The sequence below is a fragment of the Chryseobacterium fluminis genome (genome assembly GCF_026314945.1).
In the GTDB taxonomy this organism is placed as follows: Bacteria; Bacteroidota; Bacteroidia; order Flavobacteriales; family Weeksellaceae; genus Chryseobacterium; species Chryseobacterium fluminis.
In genome coordinates, this window is record NZ_CP111121.1 from 4,102,390 (window position 1) to 4,129,378 (window position 26,989).

The window sequence follows — 26,989 nt, forward strand, 5'->3', positions numbered from 1 at the left end:
TTCTATATTTACTGATATGAAAAAAATATTATTTCTATTCTTTTTAGGTACGCAACTACTCTTGGCTCAGAATAAGAGGTTTATTTATCAGTATACTTATGTTCCTGATTCAACAAATATAACTTCTGCTTTAACGGAATTAATGTATTTAGACATTACTGATCAGAAATCTTTATTTTACAGTCAGAATAAATATGCTGAAGACTCCACTTCAATTGCTGAGGCAAAAAAAGGGCAGTTCTATATTCCCAATGCCAATGTTTTTTATAGAGTTGAAAAAATAAAAGATAAAGTCTTCTTTTTAACCAGTGATTACGGAGTGGAAAATCTCAGGGTTGAAGATAACAGGAGAATGATGTGGAATATATTACCTGATAAAAAAAGTATCGGAGAATATAAGGCACAAAAAGCAGTAACAGATTTTGGAGGAAGAAAATGGATAGCGTGGTTTACTGTAGATATACCTCTACAGGACGGACCCTATAAATTTGCCGGACTGCCGGGGCTTATTATAAAAATAGAAGATGCCACTCAAAATCACTCCTATCAATTGGTGGGAGTCAGAAGTATAGATCACCAAACCCAATATCCTGCGTTGAATTCAGGAACAAAAGAATTAGTCCTGAACCAGAAGGATTTTAATAAACTGTTCAAACGATATAGAAATGATCCCGCAAGTAGTATAAAACAACTTTATATACAAGGGAAATTACCTGATCATACAGATACCTCAGGAAAATTCCGGACAGGGGCCGAAATCGTGAGAGAGGTTGAGCAACTGGTAAAAGAAAGATTAAAAAAAGATAATAATATTATTGAGATTGATTTGCTGAAGTAATTGGGAAGCAAATGTTTTGTCTCGGTGTATACTACCGGATAAACAGTAAAAAGCCATTTCAAAACAGTTGAAATGGCTTTTAAATGATGTAAATTAAACTATAAATTATTTAAAATGAAATCTGTCATTTTCTGATACAGTTGTGGCCTTGTCTGCCCGCCGTAAATCCCGTGGTTTTTGTCAGGGTAAGCCATGAAATCAAATTGTTTTTTATTTTGGATTAATGCTTCCGAAAACTCCATAGAATTCTGGAAATGTACATTGTCATCTGCTGTTCCGTGAATTAAAAGAAATTTTCCTTTTAACAGATCGGCATATTCAGTAGGTGAATTTTTATCATATCCGTCAGCATTTCCCTGAGGGGTTCTCATGAATCTTTCCGTGTAGACCGAATCGTAATACCTCCAGTTGGTTACCGGTGCTACAGCGATACCCATTTTGAAAACATCTGCTCCCTTGGTCATCGCGAGACTGGTCATATAACCTCCGAAACTCCAGCCAAACATTCCGATTCTGGATTTATCGATATACGACTGGTTCCCGAACCATCTGGCAGCGGTAATCTGGTCTTCAATTTCATATTTTCCTAAATTCATATAGGTTACCTTTTTGAATTTAGCGCCTTTGTAACCTGTTCCACGCCCGTCAACGCAAGCAACAATATAGCCCTTTTGCGCCAGCATTTCAAACCAGATTCCGTTTCCGTTATCCCACGAGTTGGCAACCTGCTGAGAGCCCGGCCCGGAGTACTGGAACATAAACAAAGGATATTTTTTATTCTTATCGAAGTTTTTAGGCTTTATGATCCAGGCGTTCATCTGATCTCCTGCAGCGTTTGGAATGGTGATGAACTCTTTTTCAGTGAAATTATCGGCTTTTAATTTCTGAAGCTGCTCCTCGTTATTCTGAAGCTCTTTAACTACTTTTCCGTTTCCGTCTTTTAAAACGAAAGTATAAGGCTTTGCAGCGGTGGAAGAGGTTTCGATGAAGTAATTATAATTTTTACTGAAATTCGCAGAATTATTTCCTTCTGCGTTTGAAATCAGCTGGGCTTTTCCATTTTTAATATTGATCTTTGAAATCACTTTATTGATGCTTCCTTTTTCAGTCGTCTGGACATAAATTTCATTTGATTTTGGATTAAATCCGTAATAATCTGTCACTTCCCAGTCTCCTTTTGTAATCTGCTTTTTCAGCTTCCCGTTTTGATCATACCAATAGAGATGACGGTATCCGTCTCTTTCTGAACCCCAAAGGAAAGAATTATCTTCTAAAAATTCCAGTGTCGGGCTGTCTGTATCGATCCACTTGTCATCTGTTTCAGTGAATAGTTTCTGAACAGCTCCTGTTTTTGTATTTACTTTCAAAACATCAGAGGCATTCTGAATTCTGTCTGAGGTAATCAGCACGATCTCATCCGGTTTTGCGGTCTGAATCACGTTGGGAATATAGTAGTGTCTGAAATTGTCTAAATTGACTTTTGTTTTTTTTCCGCCATTCAATTGGTAGATATGCGCTGAAGCCACGGAATTCCTTTCTCCTGCTTTTGGATATTTGTAACGCATTTCACCGGGATAAAGTGTTTTACCGTACACCGGAATATAAATTTCAGGAACTTCTGTTTCGTCTAGTTTTACGAAAAGAATTGCGTCCGAATTTTTTGTCCACTCATATAATCTCGCGTGTCCGAATTCTTCTTCATATACCCAGTCGGCAAGACCGTTTAATATTTTGTTTTTAACGCCATGCTCGGTAATTTGGGTGATTTTTCCCGAATTCAAATCCTGGTAGAATAAATTATTATCAACAATAAAGGAGATTTTTGTGGCATCAGGCGAGAATCTCGGTTCCTGTACAAATTTTCCCTCATTAAGGCTTACTGTTTTTCCTGACTTTAAATCTTTAACCTCATATTTTCCCAGAAAAGAATGTCTGTAAATGGGTTGGCTATCCTTTAACAGAAGGATTTTTGACTCGTCATCTGAAAATTCGTAACTTTCAAACTGTCCATCCACAATATTTCCTTCTTTCTGAGAAGTCTTATAAGAATATTTAGCAATTCCTGCAGGTTCGATAACCAGATAATTTTCACCGTTTTTCATGGAGGTGATTCCCGCAATACCTTTGCCACGGTAATATCCTGAATAGATCTTATCTAAAGTGATCTCCTGTGCGGAAAAACTTTGAAATACGGCGGCTGCGGTAAGGGTAAGTAAGAATTTTTTCATTTCTAATTTTAAAGCTCTCAAATATAATAATTTTAAAATGCTAAAAAAAGCTTTTTAAAACACTGCCTTTGGCAACAAAATTGAATAAGCTACAGCATATAATCAATCAAATAATAATTATGGAAACGAATGCTTATGACCAAAAACTGAACCGGTATGTTTTGAGTGATCAGACCCTGTATACCGGATTTTCAAGTTTTAATGATGCGGAAGAATATGCACAGAAAAAGAACGGGACTTTGGTAGAAGTAGGATTTAAAGATGGCAATGACAACCCGGAGATCGGTCAGGAAGGTAAGCTGATAGAAAATAAGCTTCATTTTTTCGTAGACGCCGGACCGGAGTATAAGTTTATCCATTCATCGGATCCCGGATTCAGAGAATATGCAGACGAACTTCAGAAAATAAAAGCGAAACTGCTGCAGTCTCCACCGGATGAGAGATACATTGCCAATTTTGAGATAGAAAATGCAGAAGACCCTATCATTGTTCTGAAAAATGATCAATTGGAATCCGTAACGTCAAGAGAACGTTCGAAATATCTGAAACATGCCAATGTTTATGAAATAGCAGTTTCCGTCCCAAACTCTTAAAAATATATCATCATGAGCAAAACAAAATATTCGGAAAAAGCTCAGGACAAAATTGGCGAAGTGATGCAGGAATTCAAGGAAGGAAAGTTGAAATCATCGTCCGGAGACAAAGTGAAAAGCAGAAAACAGGCCGTTGCCATAGGTATTTCTGAAGCCAAAGAAAAAGGGCTGAAAGTGCCTAAAAAGAAAAAGGAATAATTAAAAAAACCGGTTTGAATATTTCAGACCGGTTTTTCTTTATGTGGTAATTTATTATCATTCCGTCGATCGGGTGTTTTTCAGAATAAAAAGTATCGGGAATTTTTAGATTAATAAACTTCCCGGTACGATTTTTATTTAAATCCACCGGGAGCAACAGAACGGTATTTTATCTCTTATCGGGAAAAAATTATCCTTTGTAATCATAAAGCAGCTTGTAGTACTCATCAGCCATTCTGTCGCTGTTAAACTGATCCTTAACGTCATTCATCGAATTATGCTGTATTTTTCTCCATTGATTCGGATGGTCATAGTACGCAGGAAGAATTTCGTTCTCAAGAATTTCATATAATTTTTCCAGATCATAATTATCCTGCTCATAAACACTCATATTCTCATAATCTGCTTTCGGAACTACAAAAGAATTTTCACCGTGCTTTGCAAATTCAGGGATCCATCCGTCATCCGTTGAGAGATTTACCGAACCGTTCATCGCAGCGGTCATTCCTGAAGTTCCTGATGCTTCTCTGGGAACTCTCGGGTTATTTAACCACAGGTCAGATCCTTGTTTCAGTGATTTGCTCAAAGCCAGTTCATATCCTGTAAGAACGGCCATGTTTTTATGATTTTTGCTTTCTTCAACCAAGGAATTAAAAGTTGAGATCGCAGAATAATCCATGGGATAAGGTTTTCCGGCCCAGATCATCTGTACAGGATATTGGGGGTGATTCAGCAACTTATAAAAGCGCTCTTTATCATGTAAAAGAAGATCGGCCCGTTTGTAGCCTGCAAATCTTCTGGCCCATACGATAGTGAAAATATTAGGATTAAAAAGGTTCCCCGTCTGATCAGCTACAATTTTAAACAGCCTTTTCTTTAAGTGCTTTTTACGGTAATCAAAAACGGTTTCGTCATTTTCATCTTTTGCGTTATACAGGGGTTTGTCAGCCCAATATTTGAATTCCTGAGCATTGGTAATGGATTTAATTTCACAAATTCCTGAATATTTGCTCCACATGCTTCTGGACACCACTCCATGAAGCTGTGAAACTCCATTGGCTACCTTTGCCATTTTCAGGGCACAAAGCGAGTGATTGAAACGGTCGTCCTCAGAACCTTCAATATCTTTAACCTCCTGGATGCTCAGTCCTGAAAAGTACGACATATCATAGCATAGCTTTACGTTGTGCTTTTCATTTCCTGCCTCTTCCGGAGTATGCGTGGTGAAAACCAGTTTTTCTTTCACCTTATTCAGATTTCCGTTATATTTTTTCAGTAGATGGAAAGCGGCAGGCAGTCCGTGAGCCTCGTTTAAATGATATACCTCCCTTTCAAGGTTCAATTCATCCAGCAATTGGGCTCCTCCTTTGCCTAATAAAATGTACTGAGCAAGCTTCGTGGATTCGTTAGCATCGTACAGTCTGTGGCAGATGGTTTTTGAGACATGATCATTTTCGGGAACATCGGTGGATAAAAAGAACATGGGGGCGGTGTTGAAAATTTCGGGATCAAGATACCATACTTTCACCCAAACCGATGCGCTGTGAATCTCAATCTGAAATTTTATGCCCGTATCTTCAAGAAAGCTGTACATTTTCTTGGTCCATGTCGGCTGCAGGGTCTGATCATGGTTTCTTGCCTGATCATAGTATCCGAATTTCCATAAGATACCGATTCCGACGAGATCCTGCTTAAGGTTATAAGCACTTCTCATATGAGACCCGGCTAAAAATCCAAGACCTCCTGAATATATTTTCAGCACCTGTTCAATGGCAAATTCCATTGAAAAGTAAGCTATCTTTTTAGAATATTGGGGATTAACGGTGAAGGGTATTTTAAAATTTTTAAAATCCATAGGAACAGTTTTATATTTGAATAGTTAAAGGTATTAATTATGAAAGTAAATTTTATATTAATTCTTTTATAATTAACGTTATAACCCTATTTCAGAAACTTATTTTTGTGTATCTTTAATACGTAAAATTTTGAAAATCATCAAGTTCATGATGTAAAACCTATGGATTTACCGGTATTATAACAATTATAAATTTAACACATGAAAAAGGCATTTTCTGATGAAGATTTAATTAAAAATCTAAGTTTATATTATCTGAACGGGTATTTGAAAAAAAAACCGATAGAAAAGTATCATCGTAAAATAGACGAGTCTCCCTTACACGACCGCGAAAAATACAGGAAAAAAGCTGAAATTTTACTTCTGAATTCTTTTATGCATCATTTTCCCGATGTACAATTTGAAAACCTTATCTGCGAAAGTCCGGACTTCATTGCCAAATTCAACGACAAAAAGATCGGAATCGAGTTGACGGAGGTGATCAACCATCTGGAAATGAAAAAAGTGGAAAGTAATTTAAATAAAATTTTCCGTCATGCTGAAATACTGTTGGAACAAGAGGACACTGCGAAATATCGTGGTGTTTATTTTTTATCATTTAATACCCATATCAGGCTGGGTGTGCCGGAAAACCATGAAGTAATTATTTCCGATATTTACAAAAGCATCAGAAAAGGAAAGCCTGTGGGATCTGTCAACAGTGTCCGGAAATCTTCGCATCGCAGAAATGTCTTTATTACCCATGAGTATAATATGAATTTATTTGATGAACTATGCTCGGAGAAAATACTTGAACTCATTGAAAAAAAGAATGAAAAATTTCCTTATTACGATGCCTCTGTGGATGAATGCTGGCTGGTTATTGTTTCGGATATGAATTCTATCGCTTCACGGTATACTTTTATTCAGGATAAAGAACATCTTCGGAAGGTAAAAAGTCCCTTTCATAAAATTCTTCATTTAGAAAATCTTTGCGGAAATATTACGAGTATAAAGTGATTTGTTATTAAAAATTCATTATTATTTCGTTTTTTTTGAATAAATTATTTTAAATAAGGTGTTGTTGGTATGAAATGTTTATATTTGACATACACATTCTTAACTGATGACTTATGAAGAAAACTTTACTGCTTATTCTTTTTTTTACTTCCCAAACATTTTTCTCACAGGAGGATTGTGCTACTGCATTAACGGTTTGCGGAAATTCAGATATCACCTATTCCCCGTCAGGGATCGGAGCCGTTAATGAAAACCTCGGAGGATGCCTGACAACAGGGGAACATAATTCAATATGGTATAAAATAACGATTGCCACCGGCGGGACTCTGACTTTTAATCTGGTGCCCACAGATCCTGATGCGGATTATGACTGGGGGATGTACGGTCCTAATGTGGCATGTGGAAGTTTGGGAACTCCCATCCGCTGTAATGCGGCTACTGTAAACGGGGTGGGAGCATCTACAGGACTCAATATGACCAGCACGATCACTTCCGCGCCCGGGGGCTCGCTTACCCCTTACTGCAGGTATCTGGACGTTCTGCCGGGGCAAACCTATTACCTGTACATAGACAACTGGGTGGATATACTTAACCCGACAACAGCCCCGTTTTCGCTGACCTGGGGTGGGACGGCAACGTTGGCTTCGCCATTTACGGATCCTACAATACAGCCCCATCCTTTTGTTCCGCCGGGAATTCCTGCAGCGAATCCTGCGGATCCCAGAGAAATTATCATATGCACCAACCCTGCAGTTTTTGATTTCAGCAGTTTAACAGCGGGTATCCTCAACAATAATCCCAATTTTATCATTACCTACCATACCACGCAAAACAATGCGCTTTCAGGAGCTAACCCTATTGTCACGCCGCAGACTGTAAGCACAACAGCTACTTATTATTACAGCATACATTATGAAGATCCCGCAAACCCAGTTAATCCGATTAATTCCTGCAGGCAGGTAGGAACTTTTAAATTTAAGCAGGGAAGTATTACGGGTACCAATACCACACTGTTTCAGTGTAATAACAACAATGCAGGAGTAGCAACATTTGATCTTACTACTGCTGCGGTATTTGGTGATCCCACGGCTATCAAAAAGTATTATCATTCGATGAGTGATCTTAATGCGGGAATTAATGAGATTTTAAATCCAACGGGATTCGTCTCCGCGGAAGGAACGGTTTACGTTAAAATAACGTCTCAGTTCGGATGCACGGCAACAGCACAGATCTCTCTTAAATTTTATCCTGCAGTAGTCGTTAATGATGCAACGTTAAGATCATGTTTCATTGAGACCAATCCTTCGACAGCGCTGTTCAATCTTACGGCAGCCGGGGTCACTGTGCAGAGTGGTATTACCAAAACCTATTATCCTTCACTCACCGATGCGGAAAACAGTACCAATGAAATCCTGCTTCCGGCCACTTATATAGCACCCAACGGTGTTGTTTATATAAAAGTGACCAACGGAAACGGATGTTATGCCATTGCTAAAGTCACACTGGTGGTTCTTCCTCCTGTTTATTCAGATGTATTAAAAGACAAAACCATCTGTATGGAAGACCGCACCACGCTGGATGCCGGACCCGGGTTTACTGCTTATGAATGGAGTACAGGAGCTACTACCCAAAGCATCAGCAATGCAGGAGTAGGCACCTATTGGGTAAAGCTGAAAACCGGAGAATGTATCGCTACACAACATGTGAAAATTTATGCTTCTGAACAGCCTGTCATTTCAAGCGTAGAAATTTCCAATAATTCTTTTAGTGTCATTGTCAATGGCGGAACTCCACCGTATAAATATTCCATGGATGGTATCAACTGGCAGGATTCCAATCAGTTTACCAATGTCACAAGAGGAGATTATCAGGTGTTTGTAAAAGATGCTTATGACTGTGAACCTATTAATGTTATGATCGTTGTTCCCAATCTGATTAATGTAATTACTCCGAACGGTGATGGTGTGAATGACTTCATCGATTATTCGGCCCTGGGAAACAAGCAGAATTTGATATTTACTATTTTTGACCGTTATGGGACCCGTGTTTTCCAGGCGGATAAACTCAGAAGGATACAAGTGGGACGGAACCATTGCCGGAAAAAAGGTGCCGACAGGTACCTACTGGTATTCTGTAACATGGACTGAAAATGATAAAAAAAATACCCCGTTTAAATATACAGGGTGGATATTGGTAAAGAACAGAGATTAAATTCACAGATAAAAGCCATTTCGAAAGAGATGGCTTTTTCAGTTGAAGGCTTCTGTATCTTTAAAATAATCAGAGAGATAGAGGATTTTACCGCATTGTGAAAACTGAACAATGGTACAGATTTCATTTTGATAGATCCCTTTTCCAAACATATTTCCTACAGAATGGGTTTGATAAAAATATTTGTTGTTTCCTAAAGGAAAAATTTCGGAAACACGCCATTCAATCTTTTCATACCGTCTGAAAATAGCCCTGAAGAGCGCTAAAATTCTGCTTTTACCCGAAATCTCTTTGGAAGGCGGAATCCAGATGGTACTTTCATCAGTAAACCACTTTTCAAGATGCTCTGTATTTAAAGAATTTAAATCCTTCATAAAATGACTGATCTTACAATTCATAATTTCCATTTAATTTAATATACGCGAAAAACCTTAACTTGGTTTTATAGTATTGATATGAATGATTTATTTATAAAGCGTTTTAAATATTATAAAATGCTCGGCGACAAGACATTTCAGCAGCTTCAGAAACGCAGTTTTTCTGGCAATTTAATGATGAAAGCAACTCAATTGCGGTTATCGTAAAGCATATTGCAGGAAATATGCTGTCCAGATGGACTGACTTTTTAAGCGAAGACGGTGAAAAATCCTGGCGGAACCGGGATGAAGAATTTGTAAATAGATTTGAAACCGGCAAAGACATCCTCGATTATTGGGAAGATGGCTGGAAGTGTCTTTTTGAAGCTTTGGACCAGATTAATGATGAAAATTTACAGTCAGTAATTTATATAAGAGGAGAAGGACATACCGTTTTGGATGCGGTCCTCAGACAGCTGGCCCATTATCCTTATCATATCGGGCAAATTGTTTATATCGCTAAAATGATGAAAGATCATAACTGGGAAACACTTTCTATTGCAAGAAATAAATCTCAGGAGTTTAATAATGAAATGAAAAACAAAGTTTCGAACGATAACCTAAATTCAAATTCTTCGCCGGTATGCTTTCAAAACAGTCCTGACATTCGCGGTGAATATTATCAATAGACTGAATCAATTTAAAAATATAATTAAATTACTATCTTTGCACCCAGAAAAAAGGAGTATTTACATGTCAACTTTTCAGCGAACAGCCGCGTTTCACACCCTGGGCTGCAAATTAAATTTTGCGGAAACATCTACTATTGCCCGTCAGTTAACAGAGGCAGGTTATGATAAGGTGAGTTTTGATGAAAAGGCAAACATTTATGTGATTAACACCTGTTCCGTAACGGAAAATGCTGACCGTGAATGTAAACTCCACGTGAAAAGAGCCATGAAGGCCAATCCTGAAGGTCTGGTCGTGATCGTAGGATGCTATGCCCAGTTGAAACCAGAAGAAATTTCACAAATTGAAGGAGTGGATCTGGTATTAGGCGCCAAAGAAAAATTCAATATCTTAAGCTATCTTGATGATCTTGAGAAATCTGAAAATGAAGGTATCGTTCATTCATGCGAAATAGAAGAAACTGATTTTTTTATCGGAAGTTATTCGATCGGAGATCGTACCAGAGCTTTCCTTAAAGTTCAGGATGGCTGTGATTATAAATGTACCTACTGTACCATTCCTTTGGCCAGAGGAATTTCACGTTCCGATACCATCGAAAATGTATTGAAAAATGCTAAAGAAATCGCTGAGCGGGACATTAAAGAAATTGTTCTTACAGGGGTTAATATCGGTGATTACGGTAAAGGCGAATTTGGAAATAAAAGACACGAACATACTTTCCTGGACTTGATTTCGGAGCTTAATAAAGTACAGGGAATCGAAAGAATCCGTATTTCTTCCATTGAGCCGAATCTTCTCAAAGATGAGAGTATCGAACTGGTTTCTCAAAGTAAAAGCTTTGTTCCGCATTTCCATATTCCGCTGCAGTCGGGAAGTGATGATCTGCTGAAAAAAATGAAACGGCGCTACCTTACCAAATTATATAACGACAGGGTGCATAAAATCCGTGAAGTAATGCCGGATGCAGCCATAGGTGTAGATGTGATCGTTGGGTTTCCCGGGGAAACCGAGGAAAAATTTATGGAAACGTATAATTTCCTGAACGAGCTTCCTATCACCTATTTACACGTTTTTACCTATTCTGAAAGAGAAAATACAGAGGCTGCAGGCATGGAAGGTGTTGTTCCGATTCCCGAAAGAAAGAAGCGGAATAAAATGCTCCGAATCCTTTCTGAAAAGAAAAAAATGGCTTTTTACCAGACGCAGCTGGGTAAAACGCTTCCTGTTCTTTGGGAACATGAAAATAAAGACGGCAAAATGTACGGCTTCACCGAAAATTATGTAAGGGTACAAAAAGATTTTGACCAGGCTTCCGTAAACCGGATCGAATTTCTGAATCTGGAAAAAATCCTGTCAGATGGCACAGTTTCTGTGCAGTCTTCGTACGAAAGTTTTTTAGCAAAAGCATAGGCTCTTTGCGAAAATTCCACTAAATTTATTTTAACTTTAAATACTACATTCATGAGAGATAAGTTTTTATCTTGGGGAATTGTATTAGTCATTGCTACGTGGATCGTAGCATTGCTAATCAGAGCGCATTACTGGATACCGATTCTGTTAACTGCCTTCTACGCACTGGGCGTGTACAACACTTACCAGTCCAAACACGCTATTTTAAGAAACTTTCCTGTCATCGGGTATTTCAGATATTTTTTCGAAGGCATTTCCCCTGAAATGCAGCAATATTTCATTGAGAGAGAAACAGATGGTAAACCTTTCCCGAGAAATCAGCGTTCTGCAGTATACAGACGGTCAAAAAACTTAAGTGATACGGTTCCTTTCGGAACGCAGCTGGAAGTGAATCACAGAAAATATGAAGGGATTAAACATTCCATTTACGCCAAATCCCCATCAGAAGAACTTCCGAGAGTCTGGGTAGGAGGCGAGCAGTGCACACAGCCTTATCACGCTTCATTATTCAACATTTCGGCCATGAGTTTCGGAGCCTTAAGTGACAGGGCACAGATCTCATTAAACAGAGGGGCTAAAAAAGGTAATTTTTATCATAATACAGGAGAAGGAGGAATTTCCCCACATCACCTGGAAGGAGGAGATCTGTGCTGGCAGATCGGAACCGGATATTTCGGATGCAGAGATGAAGAGGGAAAATTTAATCCTGAACTGTTTACAAAGTACTCCAGTCTTCCTAATGTAAAGATGATTGAAATCAAATTATCCCAGGGAGCAAAGCCCGGCCATGGAGGAGTTTTGCCTGGCGTTAAAAATACTCCCGAAATTGCTAAGATCCGTCATGTCACCCCGGGAATGACCATCATTTCACCGCCGTCACACTCCGCTTTTTCCAACGCGGGGGAACTGCTGAGGTTTGTACAGCAGTTAAGAGAGCTTTCAGGAGGAAAACCTGTAGGATTTAAGCTTTGTATAGGAGATACACGGGAATTTGAAGATATCTGTGTTCAGATGAACGTCCAGAAAATCTACCCGGATTTTATTACTATCGACGGAGCAGAGGGAGGAACAGGAGCGGCGCCTCCTGAATTTTCTGATGGAGTGGGAATGCCGCTGGAACCGGCTTTGATTTTTGTGAACAGAACTCTTAACAATTATAATCTCAGAAATAAACTAAAGGTAATTGCCAGCGGGAAAGTTTTAACCAGCCTGGATATTTTGAGAGCCATTGCCATGGGTGCCGATATGTGTAATAATGCACGGGGATTTATGTTCTCTTTAGGCTGTATCCAGGCACTGAGATGTAATAACAATAAATGTCCTACCGGAGTTGCCACCCAGGATAAAATGCTGATTAAAGGTCTTGATGTGACAGACAAGGCAGAGAGAGTGTATCACTTTCATAAAAATACGCTGCATACCTGCAACGAGCTGATTGCAGCCGCAGGAAAGAGTTCTTATGAAGAGGTGGATGCGACCATGTTTATGAGAGGGGATGAATTTGATCATCTGGCAGATCTTTATTTCCCTGATATTTTAGGAAACGTAAGGCAGAAAGCAAGATATTAAGAAAATAAAAACCACTTCTCATCGAAGTGGTTTCTTTTTTATATGTACAAAATATTAATCCTGATCCGCAGGTCTTGTTTCGGTCTTGTATACCTGGAAATTAAATACGAAACTTCTGTTTCTGAATGAATATCCTGTATAGTTATAATGAGGATCTCTTGCAAAAGCAGCTCTTGAAGGAACAATAATAACACCCTGTAAATTATAATTCGCTTCGTTCGGAAGATCGAAAGCTTTGAATTTCTGCAGAGCTTCGTTAAATCCTTCAATCATATAATATCCCTGACTTTTTGTAGCATCAGTTGTTGCATTTACGATTAGAGGGTTTTTCTTAGCGATATAGTAATACGTAGGATCCAAGACTGGAGAAGCGCCTCCGTCAATCGTGTTCACAAAATCACTTCCTGAAATAAAGGCAACATTGCCATCGGTATTGGCCGCAAGGTAGGTTTTAGATCTCAGCATAAGCTTTACGATATCCCTGTGCTCTATTGCAGTTCCGGTTGCCGGTTGTGCTCCTGCTCTTACGATATAGACAACTCCGGAAGGAAGCTTTACCGGTGCCGGGATCATGGCACTTAATTTGGTCTGGTGATCATCCGCTGTATCCGTAGAACTGAATGCTTTTATATTCCCTTGGGCGTCCAGATAATTGGCATCTAAAAATTTTTCAATGGACTGGTCATCATACGAATTCTGCACTGTAATATCTTCCGGTTCTACATAGGTAGAAGTATCATCATCATCCTTTTTACATGCAGTGAAGCCTAATGAACCCGCAAGGATATATAAAAATATTTTTTTCATTTCAAAAAAGTTTAATTACTTTACAAATAATATAACGGCAAAAGTATAAAAAATTATGAGAATAGATAAATTTTTGTGGTGCATTCGTTTTTATAAAACCAGAAGTATTGCAACAGAGGAGATTAAAAAGAACAGAGTTTCTATTGGAGCGTCCGCCGTAAAGTCTTCAAAGGAGGTAAAGGAAGGAGATGTTATTAAGATCAGAAAAAACCAGATCGATTATAAAATTAAAGTCCTGCAGATTCCGAAAAGCAGAATGGGAGCCAAGCTCGTACCGCTTCATATTAAAGATGTAACCGACAAGGAGCAGTATGACCTGTTAAAACTCCGTAAAGCTTCTCAGAATTATTACAGAATAAAAGGAGAGGGTAGACCTACCAAAAAAGATCGGCGGGACATCGATGATTATTCTGAAAATGATGTTGAAGCAGATTTTACCGATTGGGACGATTTCTTCGGTGAAAGCGGCAGTGGTTCTGAAAGTCCGGAAACTGAGGATTAACCGATGATGGAAAAGCTCTAGAGATAGAGCTTTTCTATAATTTCCTGAACAATGGCTTCAGGTTCGCGGGAGTCGGTATTCACCTGATACTGCGCTTTCCCGTAAAATTCGTTTCTTTCAAATAAATGTTTGGCTATAAATTCAGGAAGGTCCTCGTCCGAAATATTGGCAATCAACGGTCTTTTTTCTTTTTGTTTTGAAATTCTGCCGGCTAAAGTTCCTACAGATGCTCTCAGAAAAACACTTTTGGAATTGAGGTTGATGATTTCCATATTGTTATAATATGCGGGAGTACCACCACCCAGACTTAAAATTACGTTTTCTTCAGAAGCAAGAATCTCCTCCAGGGTCTCGCGTTCCAGCTTTCTAAAGTAGATCTCGCCCTTTTTCTCAAAGATTTCAGGAATGGTTAATTTATTTCTTCTGGAAATCTCTTTATCGAGGTCAATTAATTTAAAATTTATTTTTTCGCTTAATATTTTGGAAATGTGAGATTTGCCACTTCCCATGTATCCGACCAGTGAAATTATCATGAATTTTTTTTAAACAAATTTGCGAAAAAGTTTTGAGATAAAGAAAAAACTCATATCTTTGCACCACTAAAAACGAGTGACATTATCACAGTGTTTATCGGAAATAAGTGACCGACTCGGTAGCTCAGCTGGTAGAGCAATACACTTTTAATGTATGGGTCCTGGGTTCGAATCCCAGCCGGGTCACTAGCATATAAAATTACTGGATTTTTGTAATTTATTGCCTGCGTGGTGAAATTGGTAGACACGCCATCTTGAGGGGGTGGTTTCCTAAGGATGTGCTGGTTCGAGTCCAGTCGCAGGCACAGCAGAAAATTGAAATAATTGATGTGATAATAAGAATTTTATTTATATTGTCATTACAATTGTGGCCGACTCGGTAGCTCAGCTGGTAGAGCAATACACTTTTAATGTATGGGTCCTGGGTTCGAATCCCAGCCGGGTCACAAATTTACTGAAAAGTAAATTTTTTTCATATTAATATTTTGTGATTTGGTGTTTCAAAGGCTTCCGCAAGAGGCCTTTGATTTTTAAAAATAAATTTTGCAGGAACAGAAAAATTTGTATCTTTGCAACTCTTAAAAATAAAAATCGTTTTTTTTAACGGATTTATAATTAAGTGACCGACTCGGTAGCTCAGCTGGTAGAGCAATACACTTTTAATGTATGGGTCCTGGGTTCGAATCCCAGCCGGGTCACAAGTTTACTGAAAAGTAAATTTTTTTCATATTAATATTTTGTGATTTGGTGTTTCAAAGGCTTCCGCAAGAAGCCTTTGATTTTTTTATATGGATTTAACTTTAAGCAGTCAGGGAATGGTTAAAGTTAAATTCAGGCTATGCAAGATGCATATTGTCAATCAATCGTACACCGTCTACCACCACTACAATAAAAGCTCTGTACTTTTTATCTTTGTAGAAAAAATCGGTCTCTTTTAATGACTCTTCATTGGCGATCATAAAGTACTCCAGCTGCATGCCCTTCTGGTCATCAAAGATGTCTTTCACTTTATCTTTAATTTCAGAAACGCTTATTTGCCCGAACCATCCGGTCACTTGTTTTAATGTTTCATAAATAACTTTTGACGCTTGCTTTCTGTCTTCATGAAGTCTTTGGTTTCTTGAGCTCAGTGCCAGTCCGTTTTCGGCTCTGTAAATAGGAACACCTTTGATTTTGACGGGAAGTCCTTTTTTTTCGACCATTTTTCTGATAATGGCAAGCTGCTGGAAATCCTTCTCTCCAAAATAAGCATGGTCCGGCTGTACCTGTCGGAACAGTTCTTCCACTACAGTTCCTACGCCGTCAAAATGTCCTGGTCTCGACTTTCCTTCCATTTCATTCTCCAGGCCGTCGAAATCGTAAGGCTGGCTTTCGGCTTTTTCAGGATAAATATCGGCTACCTCTGGGATGTAGACAGCATCTACCAATCCTGAATTCTTAAGGATTAGCAGGTCTCTGTTGATATCTCTGGGATATTTCTCAAGATCCTCGGGGTTGTTGAACTGAGTAGGATTAACAAAAATTGATGAAACGACCAGATCATTTTCTTTTCTTGCTTCTTCATACAAAGAAAGATGGCCGTTATGCAAAGCTCCCATAGTAGGGGCAAAGCCTATCTTTTTACCCATTTCTTTCTGTCTTTCAACGAAATCCTGCAGCGTTTTTTTGTTTTTTAGAACTTCCATAGTTTATATTAATACTAATTCAAAAATACTAAAAATATCACATAATAAAGTGTGGTTTTAATAATTGGGAAAAGGGAATTATCGTAAAAAAATGTTAATTAAAATAATGTTGGATGTTTTTTTGTAATTTTGCACATTAAAGCAATTTTACAAAAATTAGATAGAAGTTTATGCCGAATCAAAAGATACTGTACATTACTACAGAGATGTTCCCATATCAAGAAGATACCAATATGGCTACCGTAGTAAACAAAATGGCACTTAAGATGCACAATGAGGGTAATGATGTTAGAGTTTTTATGCCAAGATTTGGACAAATAAGTGAGCGGAAATTCCAGCTTCATGAGGTGATCCGTCTTTCAGGGATGAATATAATTATTAATGATCTTGATCAGCCCCTGATTATCAAAGTAGCGTCTCTTCCGGGGGAAAGACTGCAGGTCTACTTTATAGACAATGAAGAATATTTCAAAAGAAAACAATACTATGTTGATGATGAAGGGAACCCTTTTGATGATAACGACGAGAGAGCGATTTTCTTTGCAAGAGGAGTGATTGAAACCATTAAAAAACTGAACTGGGTTCCGGACGTTATTCATCTGAATGGATGGATGGCTTCGTTTGTTCCCGTTTATCTCAAAACATATTACGAATCCGATACTTATTTCAAAGATGCAAAAATCGTACTTTCGTTATACAATGAAAAGGAAGCCCCTTTGGATAAGAATATCGCTGCAAAATTAGCATTCGATAATATTTCAGGATTAAAAGCGTTAGAAAATCCGACAACGCAGAGTTTCGTTATCGAAAGTATGAAATATGTAGATGCTGTGATAAAAGGAGATGAGTTTTTGGATGGGGATCTGGATCATGCCTTCAATGAGACAACCACTTCAAAATCTGAATATCTTGATGTAGATTCTATAAATCAAATTTATTAAAAAACACATTTTTAATGACTTATACAATTAAAAGGACATTCGCTATATTTTTTTTAGCGATTTTCGGAAGTGCATTACTGTATAATTGTGAGCCGGATCCGGATACTTTAGGAGAACAGCTTTTTTCGGATGGCGCTGCGCAGGGTAATGAAAAATCCTTTGAGGTGATTGGTTTTAATATTGACAATCATGACAGCATCCGGAGTGATGCTTCCAAATTAACAAGTGCTGCACTGGGGGCTTTTAAAGAAGGTCAGTTTGGTATGCAGAGAGCTTCTTATATTACTCAATTAAGATTATCGTCATACAATCCTGATTTTGGGACCAATGCCCAGGTAGACTCCGTAGTTTTGGTTATAAAACCGACTTACTCTTCTGACTCCCTGACCACCACGACGGATGAAAATTATGTATATCCGGATGGAAATGTAGATGCTAAAAAAGTCGTTAATACCTATCCGGTTAATAAATACGGCCGAGCCAAAAAGCAGATGACCCTGCAGGTTAATGAGGTGCTGGACTTCCTAAACAGCCCTACCGATAGTGTAAAGTCTAACAAAACATACGCCATCAACCCAACACCTCTTGCTACGAAAGTGTTCAACGGAAAAGTAAGTACAGTGACCATTACGAAAGATTCTGATGCTTCTTCGTTATTTGCAACAACTACTCCTGCCATCAGACTGCAGTTATCACCTTCATTTTTCCAGTCGAAGATCATCGCGATGAAAGGAAAGCCTGAATTGCAGGATGCTTCGAACTTCATCAGATATTTCAGAGGGCTAAGAATTTCTGTTTTGGAAGATGACGGATATCTGATGCAGATCAGCCCGAATGACATGGAGCTGATTATGTATTACAAATCTGATAAAACGGAGAACGGAACTACCACAAGAGCTCAGACCACTTATGCATTTGCATTAGGTTCTGCGAATGCGCATATCGGTCAGTATGAATACGACAGATCGGCATCAGCAGTAGACAATGCAAAAAACTCAGGTTTAATAGGAAATAGAAGTACTGGAGATCCAAGACTTTATACGCAGGGGATGGGTGGAAACTCAATGGGTATCAAAATTCCTGATGCTACCATTAATGAGCTTAAACAATTATATCAAAATAATAAAGCTGCGATCATCAGTGCAAAGGTGAGAATTTATACGGACACCAATGACTGGAACCAAAATTCTTATGCAAAACCAACAGCGTTTACGATTATTCAAAGATATATTGACAGGAAGGATAATAATAAGTTAAAATTCGGTTTTACATCTGATCTGACAGATATTGCCGGATCAAATAATTTTGCGATCTATAAATCATTTGATCTGGACAAAAGCCAGGCATACTATGAGTTTACGGTTACAAAATCTGTAAAAGATCTTGTGGAAAAATCGGATTCAGAAGTTGATAAAGCTTTACAGTACTTTAAAATAGATATGGGAAGCTTCCTGACAACCTCTACAGGTGCACTGGCAGGATTCCAATTTACATCCAGAGCGTATGCCAGAGAAAGAGCTGTGTTTATCGGAAATGATACGGCAAATGCAAACAGAATTAGCCTTAGAGTAATCTACGGAACAAAATAAAAATAAAAACACTTGATAAAATTATGTGCGGAATTGTAGGATATACAGGATTTCAGGATGCTTATGATATCGTTATTAACGGTCTTAGGAGATTGGAATACAGAGGCTATGACAGTGCCGGTATTGTTTTGGAAACGGAAAATAATAAACTGGAAGTTGAAAAAACAAAAGGAAAAGTAGAAGATCTTGTTAATATTTCTAAACAACTGAAAGGGATCGCAAAAATAGGGATGGGACATACACGCTGGGCGACTCATGGAGTACCGAGCGACAGAAATTCTCACCCGCATTTATCCAATAACGGAAAAATAGCACTTGTTCATAACGGGATTATCGAAAATTATGATACCATAAAAACAATGCTTATCGAAAAAGGGTTCAGCTTTAAATCTGAAACCGATACGGAAGTACTGGTAAATCTGATTCAGTATTTTATGGATTTAAATACCGAAATGGATTTCCCTACGGCAGTAAGATACGCCCTTAATGAGGTATATGGTGCGTATGCAATTACGGTTATGCATGAAGATTATCCGGGAGTATTGGTGGTAGGGAGATTAGGATCTCCGTTAGCCATCGGTATCGGAGAAAAAGAATATTTTATTGCTTCAGATGCTTCTCCTTTCGTAGAGTTTACAAAAGAGGCCATCTATCTTGAAGAAGGTCATATGGCTACCATTTCATTGGAAAGCGGAGTTGATATCAGAACAATTAATGATAATTCCAAAATTGAACCTGAAATCCAGGAGCTTAAACTGAGTTTGGAGCAAATTGAGAAAGGTGGATTTGAGCATTTTATGCTTAAAGAAATTTTTGAACAGCCCAAATCTGTACATGATACCATGAGAGGGAGGCTGATTGTAGATGAAGGCGTTATTAAAATGGCCGGAATCTGGGATCATATTGAAAAATTCAAAAACGCCAACAGAATCATCATTATTGCCTGTGGAACTTCGTGGCATGCAGGTCTTATCGGTGAATATCTTATCGAGGAGTATGCAAGAATTCCTGTAGAAGTAGAATATGCATCGGAATTCAGATACCGAAACCCTATTATTACAGATAAAGACGTGGTTATTGCCATTTCTCAGTCCGGAGAAACTGCAGATACAATGGCTGCCTTAAAGCTCGCTAAAGAAAAAGGAGCATTTATCTATGGGATCTGTAATGTGGTAGATTCTTCTATTGCAAGAATTACTGATGCAGGTTCTTATACACACGCCGGTCCGGAGATCGGAGTAGCGTCTACAAAAGCCTTTACGGCGCAGCTTACTATTCTTTCTTTAATTGCTCTCAAATTAGGTAAACATAACGGTAATTTAGGAAATGCCGAATTTATGAGCTTAATTGCCGAACTGGATGCAATTCCTAAAAAAATTGAAGAGGTGCTCAGTACTACCCATGAGTTGACACAAAGCATAGCCAAAGACTTTATTGGTGCTACCAACTTCCTTTACCTGGGAAGAGGATATAATTATCCTGCTGCATTGGAAGGTGCTTTAAAATTAAAAGAAATCTCTTATATTCATGCTGAAGGATATCCGGCTGCAGAAATGAAGCACGGACCTATTGCTTTGATTGATGAAAATATGCCTATCGTAATTATTGCTCCTAAAAAAGGACATTATGATAAGATTGTAAGTAATGTTCAGGAAATTAAAGCCAGAAAAGGGAAAATTATTGCTGTTGTCAATAAGGGAGACAAGCAGGTAAGTGCAATGGCAGATTATGTTATTGAGATTCCTGAAACTTCGGAATGTTTCTCGCCCATCGTCGCATCAGTGCCCTTACAGCTGCTGGCATACTACATAGCAGTGTACAGAGGAGCAAATGTCGATCAGCCGAGAAACCTTGCCAAATCGGTAACGGTAGAATAATTGTTTGTAGGAAATAAAATAAATTTAGATTTCTTCCGTTATTTCAAAAAAAATCTTAAAAGTTTCTTAAAAAAATTATATATTTACGGCTTAATTATAAAAATTAACATGAAAAGGATATTTCTTTTATTATTGTCTGCGTCAGTAGCATCGGTATCTTGTTCAGGTGGAGGAGCCTCTTCAGTAGGTAAACCGGGAACAAAAGGAGAGTTGATACCAAGAGAAAAAACTAAATCATTTGTTGCAGAAAGACCATACGGAATGGTTGCAATACCTGCAGGATCATTTGTTGCAGGTTTGGCAGATCAGGACCCTACCAATACTCCTGAGAAAGCAGCTTTGAAAACAGTTACGGTTTCCGCATTCTTCATGGATGAAGCAGAAACGACTAATGCAGAGTACAGAGTATTCATTAATTATGTAAGAGATTCTATTGCCAGAACTTTACTTGCTGAAGCTGCCGGTGAAGGTGGTGAAGGTAAAGGAAGAGGGACCAACATAGGAGATTATGCTTATCTGGCTCAAAAAGAAGAAAATTTAACACCATATCAGGAATATTTAGAAGGACAGGGAGGTAGAGAAGATGAAGGATACGATGCAACCAAAAAACTGGATTGGAAAGTTCCTTTGCACTGGTCTACATCAAAATATCCTGATGTAGAATACGCAGAAGTGTTAGAGTCTATGTATCTGCCGGCTTCTTCAAGAATATCCAATGAAAGGATTCTTGATGTGAGTAAACTGAAATATAATTACAAATGGGGAGATATGGATGCTGCACTTGCTGACAAGGAAAGAGGAGTAAACTACCTTAGAAGCTCCAGTATTGCCATCTATCCTGATACCACTGTATGGGTTAAAGATTTCCACTTCGCTTATAATGAGCCATTATTTGAACAGTATTTCTGGCACAAAGCATATAAGGATTATCCGGTTGTAGGAGTTACCTGGGATCAGGCAAGAGCTTACTGTAACTTCAGATCAAAATTGAAATCTGACTACAACGAAAGTTTAAAGAGAAAAAAACAAAGACCGTTAATATTCCGTTTACCTACAGAATTAGAGTGGGAATACGCCGCAAGAGGGGGAATGCAGAATGCTACTTACCCTTGGGGAGGTCCTTACCTGATGGATGACAGAGGTTGTTATCTTGCAAACTTTAAGCCAAAAAGAGGTAATTATATGGAAGATGATAAAAAAGGCACTTATACATATACAGCTCCTGTAAAGAAATTTAAGAAAAATGGATTTGGGTTATATGATATGGCCGGTAACGTTTCTGAATGGACTGTATCTGACTATAACAACTCATCATACGGATTCTCATCTACGCTGAACCCTACAACCAAAGGTCAGACGGATACGAAAAAATCTGTTAGAGGAGGCTCTTGGAAAGATGTGGGATATATGTTGATGACGGGTGCCAGAGATTGGGAAAGAAAAGATTCTGCCAGAAGTTATATCGGATTCAGAACTGTACAGGATATTCCTGAAGCAGCTGTTAAACCAAGGAGAGTTAACAGATAATCTTTGAATAACTATTTTTCAATAACAATTTTATTTAACATTAAAAAAACTAACGTATATGTTTAAGACTAAAGATGCTTGGATGAATTTCTTCTATTCATTCGGTGCTGCAATTGTAATTCTTGGAGCTTGGCTTAAAATTACCCACATCACTTTGGGGCCTATTAATGGTAACATTGCTCTTACGGTAGGACTTATTACTGAAGCAATTATCTTCATCATCTTCGCATTTGACCCTCCAAAATCTGAAGAGTCTTACGCCTGGGAAAATGTTTATCCTGAATTATTAGATAAGCATGCTAACCCAAACCCTTTGCATTCCAATGTATCTTCAAGAAATAACAACGCTGCTGCTCAATTTGCTGAATTGGAAAATTCGCTTTCAACAAAGTTGGACAAAATGCTGGAAGATGCTAAGTTAGACGTTCAATTATTTGAAAGACTAAGAACGGGGATCGATAAATTCTCCAAGTCCGTTGATCAGATCAATCAGACCGTAGATGTTTCTGCTTCCACTCATAAATATAATGATCAGCTTAACAAAGCGGCAACTCACATGGAAAGCATGAATGCTTTATATGCCATGCAGTTGGAAAGCGGTAAAAGACAATCGGAATTTGCTAACAAATATGTAGCAGACATGCAAAAATCTGCTGAACAATCAGAAAAATTCAATCAAGAGTTACAGGGCTTAACATCTAACTTAAACAACTTAAACAGAGTGTACGGTGGTATGTTAACAGCAATGAAATCTTAATTTCCTGACCTATTTTCTAAATTTAACTACTTAATCAAAAAACAAAGAAAAAAGAATGGCAGCAGGAAAACAGACCCCTCGTCAGAAGATGATCAACCTAATGTATCTGGTGTTCATCGCTATGATGGCCCTAAACATTGATGCAGAAATCATCAGATCATATTATGACTCTACAGTTTCACTAAAAGATACTAGATTTTTAACAGAAAGAAGAAACGAGGATATTTTTGAGAAAACTTTACAGGCAAAAGCACAACAAGTACCGGATACTTATGCTCAGCCTTGGGCGCAATATCAGGTATTAAAAGAGAAAATTAATATTTTGGTTGCTCACGCTCAAAAGATTAAAGACGGATTGAAGAAAGAATCCGAATTTGTTGAGATCGATCCGGTAACTAAAAAACTTGTTGATGTTAGTGAGAACTTCTCCGCATTAAACAACAATGAAGCGACGACAAAGTATTTCTTTACGGAAGGAGATGAAAATACCCCTTCTAAAGGAGCGTTGGAGCTTAAAGCTAAAATAGATGATGTAAGAAATTATATCAACAGTACTTTTGGTAATAATCCTCAATTGAAATCTTTAATAGAGAGAGCAAACAAATCTTTGATTGCCGAATATGCTAAAGGGCAATCTCCAAATGAGAAAACATGGTTTCAGAATAAATTCTATCACCAGCCGTTGATCGCAGCGATCTCTAATTTGGAAATCATTCAGAATGATGCAAGAAACGTACAGTCTGATGCACTGGCTTTAATGCTTCAGGAAAAAGTGGATGCCAGCATCAAGTTCTCAAGCTATGAAGCGATTGTATCTGCTCCGGTAGATGTAGTAGCGGGTAAACCGGCTGAAGCAGTTATTATGTTAGGAAATTATTCTAACAGTAATAAAATTGTAATGTCAGGAGTGAGCAGACAGGAAAACGGAAAAGGATATGCTTCACTTAATACGGGTGGAATTGGTCCTCATACTTTAAGTGGTAACATTACATTAACTGATGCAAGCGGTAAAGCGCAAAGCTTCCCTTTCACTCATACATATAATGTGATCGCCGGTCCGCAAGAAGTAAAACTTCAAAAAGGTTTATTACTTTCTGCTGATAAGATGAATGTAATGTACAGAAATCTTGATAACCCTGTTACAGGATCTATTTTGGGTGCTGATAATGCTAAACTTTCATTATCTGCTCCGGGAGCTGCTGTAAAAAGTACAGGTCCGGGTAAATGGGATGTAAGACCAGGTGCAGGAAATGTACTGAAGATCACTTTATCAGGAACAGACCCTTATGGTAAGTCTCTTACTCAGGTATTCGAATACAGAATTAAAAATGTGCCGCCACCGCAAGGTCAGATCAGAGGAAAAAATATGTTGACAATGCCTGCAACTTCGGTGGAGAACCAGTCATTATCGGCTACGATTCCGGACTTTGATTTCCCGGTATCTTTCAACGTAACATCGTTTATGGTAAGAGTGCCTGGTAGAGCAGCGATGCAGGTTCAGGGTAATTCATTACAGGGTGCTGCTGGAATGTTTAAAAATTTAAGACCTGGAGACGGTGTGTATATATTTGAAATTAAAGCTTCGGCTACTGGTTTAGGAGATCAGAAGATTGGAAATATCTCACCTGTTTTAATTAATATCCAATAAAAAGTATTATGAAAAAATATATTAGCAGTTTTTTAGTTTTAGTTTCTGGTTTTATGTTTTCCCAGACGATTCTAAATGCTTCTTCTCCGGAGGAATTTAGAAAAATGAGAGCTGAAAACAAAATGAAAGTGGGAGATACTGTCATTGACAAGAAAGTAAAGCCATTAGAATATGGATTTGTTGATGATAAAGACATCATGAAAAGTATGTTTGTCTGGGAAGTCATTGATATGAATGACAAGATCAATCAGCCATTCTATTATAACAATCCGGACGGATTGCTGGCAACACAGACCGTATCCCTATACAAACTCTTATTAGACGGAGCTTTAAGCGGTCAGATCGCTGAAGTGTATGATGATGAGAACTTCGTTCAGAGACTTACTCCTCAGCAAATCAAAGACCGATTGGTGAGTGTGCGTGTTGATGATGAAGCTGTAAATATTCTGAACAGCGGACGTCAGCTGACAGAACAGGAGAAAAAAGAACTTACCGATGTTTATGAGACAACAACTGATAAAGTTAGAGTCTTAAAGGTATTCGGTATGTGGTTTATCGATAAGAGAGACGGGCAGATGAAGTACAGACCTCTAGGTATTGCTGCAATGGGTCCTGATCCGCAGATGATCGGTAGGTTAGGTCCTGATGGACAGCCACTTGATGGTGCTAATGATTTGATTGACCTTTTCTGGGTATATTATCCAAATGCCAGAGAGATCTTAGCAAATAATTATGTTTATAACAGAAAAAATACCTCTGCTGATTTATCATTCGATGACTTAATCAATGCGAGAAGATTTTCTTCTGTAATCTTCAAATCTTCAACAGGTTTAGGAGATGGCGTTATCAAGGATTATATTCCTAGAGATGCTGATGACCAGATCGAAGAGAGCGACAGAATTAAAGCTCAGATTCTTCAGATGGAAAATGATATGTGGAATTACTAAATTTCACTTGATAATTATAGAAAACCTGAGTACATTTACTCAGGTTTTTTTATTATGAAGAATGTAGAATATATTATCGTGGGAGACGGCTATGCAGCCCTGTTCTTTGCCCATCAGCTGATTAAAAACAACAGGACTTTTGTTCTCTTTTCGGAAGAGAGAAAAAGTGCTTCACAGGTTTCTGCAGGGATCATCAACCCTGTTGTTCTTAAAAAATTCACTACATTCTGGAAAGCTCAGGAGCAGATCGATTTCCTTAAAAATGTTTTAAAAGAAATTGAGTCGTATACCGGAGAAAATTATCTGATCGAAGCACCTATTCACAGAATCTTTCATGATGAGAATGAACAGAAGCTGTGGCTTAAAAAATCAGATCATGATGAACTTACCCAGTTTCTTGATAAAAAAATTGATCACATAGAGGGTATAAAAAACGAATATCATTCAGGAAAGGTTAACCAGTCTGCCAGACTTAATGTAAATGGATTTTTCACGGGTTTATTTGATTTTTTAAAAAGAAATTCTCACTTTGTAAGCGAAAAATTCGATTATACCAAGATTGATCCTGATAATTCGGTGTATAAAGATTTTAAATACAGAAATATAATCTTCTGTGAAGGAATGGGAGTAAAGGCAAACCCTTTTTTTTCGGAGATTAAAGTGGAGGCTAATAAAGGCCATCATATTAAAGTAGCATTATCTGAAAACATTCATGAAAATATCACCATTAAAAAGAAGCATTTTTTATTTCCTACCCATAACGGGATTTATTTCTATGGCGGAACCTATGACAGGGAGCAGCTTCATCATCACGTAGATGATTCTGCCGTTGAACAGCTGATCAGGGGCCTGTCTGAATTTTACCCTTACGATTTTGAGGTTAAAGAGGTTAATTTCGGTTTCAGGCCTACAGTAAAAGACCGGAGGCCGATAATAGGAAGCCATTCCCAATATACAAATCTGCACGTTTTTAACGGTCTGGGAGCAAGAGGAATTCTAAATGGATGCTACTTTTCAAAAAGCCTGTTTGATTATATTGAATTTAAAGTGCCTTTGCACGAAGAAATTTCGGCAGACCGGTTTAGATAATTGATGTTCAGTCAGGTCATATTAAAGATCCTGTTATCCAATGCCGAAATCAATATATCTAAACAGTTCGTTGAATGACAAATCACCTCAAAGCTGAATAAAAATACCACGTCATCTCCAAATGGCACGAAAATCCATGT

Annotated in this window: 23 protein-coding genes and 4 tRNA genes; 21 read left to right on the top strand and 6 right to left on the bottom strand. The window is 38.1% G+C overall.

What is annotated here, in order from left to right:
* The first annotated feature begins 16 nt into the window (after nt 1-16).
* On the top strand, nt 17-838 hold the full coding sequence (locus ODZ84_RS18775; RefSeq protein WP_266173921.1) for a GLPGLI family protein: 822 nt from the start codon (nt 17-19) through the stop codon (nt 836-838).
* 98 nt (nt 839-936) lie between these two features.
* Here ODZ84_RS18775 and ODZ84_RS18780 read toward each other — a convergent pair whose 3' ends face one another.
* Nucleotides 937-3,066, bottom strand: a complete 2,130-nt coding sequence (locus ODZ84_RS18780; RefSeq protein WP_266173922.1) for a S9 family peptidase — start codon at nt 3,064-3,066, stop codon at nt 937-939.
* 119 nt (nt 3,067-3,185) lie between these two features.
* Here ODZ84_RS18780 and ODZ84_RS18785 point away from each other — a divergent pair, with 119 nt between their 5' ends.
* Both ODZ84_RS18785 and ODZ84_RS18790 read left to right on the top strand, forming a co-directional pair.
* Complete coding sequence (locus ODZ84_RS18785) at nt 3,186-3,659, top strand: hypothetical protein (RefSeq protein WP_266173923.1); 474 nt, start codon at nt 3,186-3,188, stop codon at nt 3,657-3,659.
* A 12-nt stretch (nt 3,660-3,671) separates the two neighbouring features.
* Nucleotides 3,672-3,857 (top strand): DUF6496 domain-containing protein, encoded by a 186-nt coding sequence (locus ODZ84_RS18790; RefSeq protein WP_266173924.1) that lies wholly within the window; start codon nt 3,672-3,674, stop codon nt 3,855-3,857.
* Between the two features lie 190 nt (nt 3,858-4,047).
* Here the strand turns inward: ODZ84_RS18790 and glgP are convergent, their stop codons facing one another.
* On the bottom strand, nt 4,048-5,712 hold the full coding sequence (gene glgP / locus ODZ84_RS18795; RefSeq protein ID WP_266173925.1) for an alpha-glucan family phosphorylase: 1,665 nt from the start codon (nt 5,710-5,712) through the stop codon (nt 4,048-4,050).
* 201 nt (nt 5,713-5,913) lie between these two features.
* On the opposite strand from glgP, the gene ODZ84_RS18800 reads away from it, so the two are divergent.
* Both ODZ84_RS18800 and ODZ84_RS18805 read left to right on the top strand, forming a co-directional pair.
* The gene (locus tag ODZ84_RS18800) at nt 5,914-6,711 is read left to right on the top strand and encodes a hypothetical protein (protein ID WP_266173926.1); all 798 of its coding nucleotides are present in this window, start codon (nt 5,914-5,916) and stop codon (nt 6,709-6,711) included.
* Between the two features lie 113 nt (nt 6,712-6,824).
* Nucleotides 6,825-8,858, top strand: coding sequence for a T9SS type B sorting domain-containing protein (locus ODZ84_RS18805; protein ID WP_266173927.1), 2,034 nt, complete (start codon nt 6,825-6,827; stop codon nt 8,856-8,858).
* Between the two features lie 102 nt (nt 8,859-8,960).
* Here ODZ84_RS18805 and ODZ84_RS18815 read toward each other — a convergent pair whose 3' ends face one another.
* Entirely contained in the window at nt 8,961-9,320 is a 360-nt protein-coding gene (locus ODZ84_RS18815) for a nuclear transport factor 2 family protein (protein WP_266173929.1), read from the bottom strand.
* Between the two features lie 170 nt (nt 9,321-9,490).
* Between ODZ84_RS18815 and ODZ84_RS18820 the strand changes: the two genes are divergently transcribed.
* From ODZ84_RS18820 to ODZ84_RS18830, 3 genes are all read left to right on the top strand, one after another.
* On the top strand, nt 9,491-9,967 hold the full coding sequence (locus ODZ84_RS18820) for a DUF1572 family protein (RefSeq protein ID WP_266177405.1): 477 nt from the start codon (nt 9,491-9,493) through the stop codon (nt 9,965-9,967).
* A gap of 64 nt (nt 9,968-10,031) precedes the next feature.
* Complete coding sequence (mtaB, locus tag ODZ84_RS18825) at nt 10,032-11,378, top strand: tRNA (N(6)-L-threonylcarbamoyladenosine(37)-C(2))-methylthiotransferase MtaB (protein ID WP_266173930.1); 1,347 nt, start codon at nt 10,032-10,034, stop codon at nt 11,376-11,378.
* A 51-nt stretch (nt 11,379-11,429) separates the two neighbouring features.
* Nucleotides 11,430-12,947, top strand: a complete 1,518-nt coding sequence (locus tag ODZ84_RS18830) for an FMN-binding glutamate synthase family protein (RefSeq protein ID WP_266173931.1) — start codon at nt 11,430-11,432, stop codon at nt 12,945-12,947.
* Nucleotides 12,948-13,001: 54 nt separating this feature from the next.
* Here the strand turns inward: ODZ84_RS18830 and ODZ84_RS18835 are convergent, their stop codons facing one another.
* Complete coding sequence (locus tag ODZ84_RS18835) at nt 13,002-13,754, bottom strand: hypothetical protein (RefSeq protein WP_266173932.1); 753 nt, start codon at nt 13,752-13,754, stop codon at nt 13,002-13,004.
* Between the two features lie 55 nt (nt 13,755-13,809).
* Here ODZ84_RS18835 and ODZ84_RS18840 point away from each other — a divergent pair, with 55 nt between their 5' ends.
* A complete protein-coding gene (locus ODZ84_RS18840; RefSeq protein ID WP_266173933.1) occupies nt 13,810-14,256 on the top strand; it encodes an RNA-binding S4 domain-containing protein in 447 nt (148 codons plus the stop codon).
* A gap of 17 nt (nt 14,257-14,273) precedes the next feature.
* On the opposite strand, the gene ODZ84_RS18845 is transcribed toward ODZ84_RS18840, so the two are convergent.
* Complete coding sequence (locus ODZ84_RS18845; protein ID WP_266173934.1) at nt 14,274-14,789, bottom strand: shikimate kinase; 516 nt, start codon at nt 14,787-14,789, stop codon at nt 14,274-14,276.
* Nucleotides 14,790-14,902: 113 nt separating this feature from the next.
* On the opposite strand from ODZ84_RS18845, the gene ODZ84_RS18850 reads away from it, so the two are divergent.
* The 4 genes from ODZ84_RS18850 (at nt 14,903) to ODZ84_RS18865 (ending at nt 15,487) form a co-directional block, all read left to right on the top strand.
* A tRNA-Lys gene (locus ODZ84_RS18850) sits at nt 14,903-14,975 on the top strand.
* A gap of 36 nt (nt 14,976-15,011) precedes the next feature.
* Nucleotides 15,012-15,094, top strand: a tRNA-Leu gene (locus ODZ84_RS18855).
* A gap of 68 nt (nt 15,095-15,162) precedes the next feature.
* Nucleotides 15,163-15,235, top strand: a tRNA-Lys gene (locus ODZ84_RS18860).
* A 179-nt stretch (nt 15,236-15,414) separates the two neighbouring features.
* Nucleotides 15,415-15,487 (top strand) — tRNA-Lys (locus ODZ84_RS18865).
* Nucleotides 15,488-15,625: 138 nt separating this feature from the next.
* On the opposite strand, the gene panC is transcribed toward ODZ84_RS18865, so the two are convergent.
* Nucleotides 15,626-16,474 (bottom strand): pantoate--beta-alanine ligase, encoded by an 849-nt coding sequence (gene panC, locus ODZ84_RS18870; RefSeq protein ID WP_266173935.1) that lies wholly within the window; start codon nt 16,472-16,474, stop codon nt 15,626-15,628.
* 170 nt (nt 16,475-16,644) lie between these two features.
* Between panC and ODZ84_RS18875 the strand changes: the two genes are divergently transcribed.
* The 8 genes from ODZ84_RS18875 to ODZ84_RS18910 all read left to right on the top strand — a co-directional run bounded on the left by ODZ84_RS18875 (nt 16,645) and on the right by ODZ84_RS18910 (nt 26,849).
* Nucleotides 16,645-17,415 carry a glycogen/starch synthase gene (locus tag ODZ84_RS18875; RefSeq protein WP_266173936.1) on the top strand — a complete coding sequence of 257 codons (771 nt, stop codon included), beginning with the start codon at nt 16,645-16,647 and terminating at the stop codon, nt 17,413-17,415.
* Nucleotides 17,416-17,429: 14 nt separating this feature from the next.
* Complete coding sequence (locus ODZ84_RS18880; RefSeq protein ID WP_266173937.1) at nt 17,430-19,004, top strand: DUF4270 family protein; 1,575 nt, start codon at nt 17,430-17,432, stop codon at nt 19,002-19,004.
* 23 nt (nt 19,005-19,027) lie between these two features.
* Nucleotides 19,028-20,881 (top strand): glutamine--fructose-6-phosphate transaminase (isomerizing), encoded by a 1,854-nt coding sequence (gene glmS, locus ODZ84_RS18885; RefSeq protein WP_266173938.1) that lies wholly within the window; start codon nt 19,028-19,030, stop codon nt 20,879-20,881.
* Nucleotides 20,882-20,989: 108 nt separating this feature from the next.
* Nucleotides 20,990-22,408, top strand: a complete 1,419-nt coding sequence (gene porK, locus ODZ84_RS18890; RefSeq protein ID WP_266173939.1) for a T9SS ring complex lipoprotein PorK/GldK — start codon at nt 20,990-20,992, stop codon at nt 22,406-22,408.
* Between the two features lie 58 nt (nt 22,409-22,466).
* Nucleotides 22,467-23,165: a type IX secretion system motor protein PorL/GldL gene (gene porL, locus ODZ84_RS18895; protein WP_266173940.1), complete on the top strand. Its 699-nt coding sequence runs from the start codon at nt 22,467-22,469 to the stop codon at nt 23,163-23,165.
* 55 nt (nt 23,166-23,220) lie between these two features.
* Complete coding sequence (gene porM / locus ODZ84_RS18900) at nt 23,221-24,813, top strand: type IX secretion system motor protein PorM/GldM (protein WP_266173941.1); 1,593 nt, start codon at nt 23,221-23,223, stop codon at nt 24,811-24,813.
* Nucleotides 24,814-24,821: 8 nt separating this feature from the next.
* The gene (gene porN / locus ODZ84_RS18905) at nt 24,822-25,760 is read left to right on the top strand and encodes a type IX secretion system ring subunit PorN/GldN (RefSeq protein WP_266173942.1); all 939 of its coding nucleotides are present in this window, start codon (nt 24,822-24,824) and stop codon (nt 25,758-25,760) included.
* 54 nt (nt 25,761-25,814) lie between these two features.
* Nucleotides 25,815-26,849 (top strand): NAD(P)/FAD-dependent oxidoreductase, encoded by a 1,035-nt coding sequence (locus ODZ84_RS18910; protein WP_266173943.1) that lies wholly within the window; start codon nt 25,815-25,817, stop codon nt 26,847-26,849.
* The last annotated feature ends 140 nt before the right edge of the window (nt 26,850-26,989 follow it).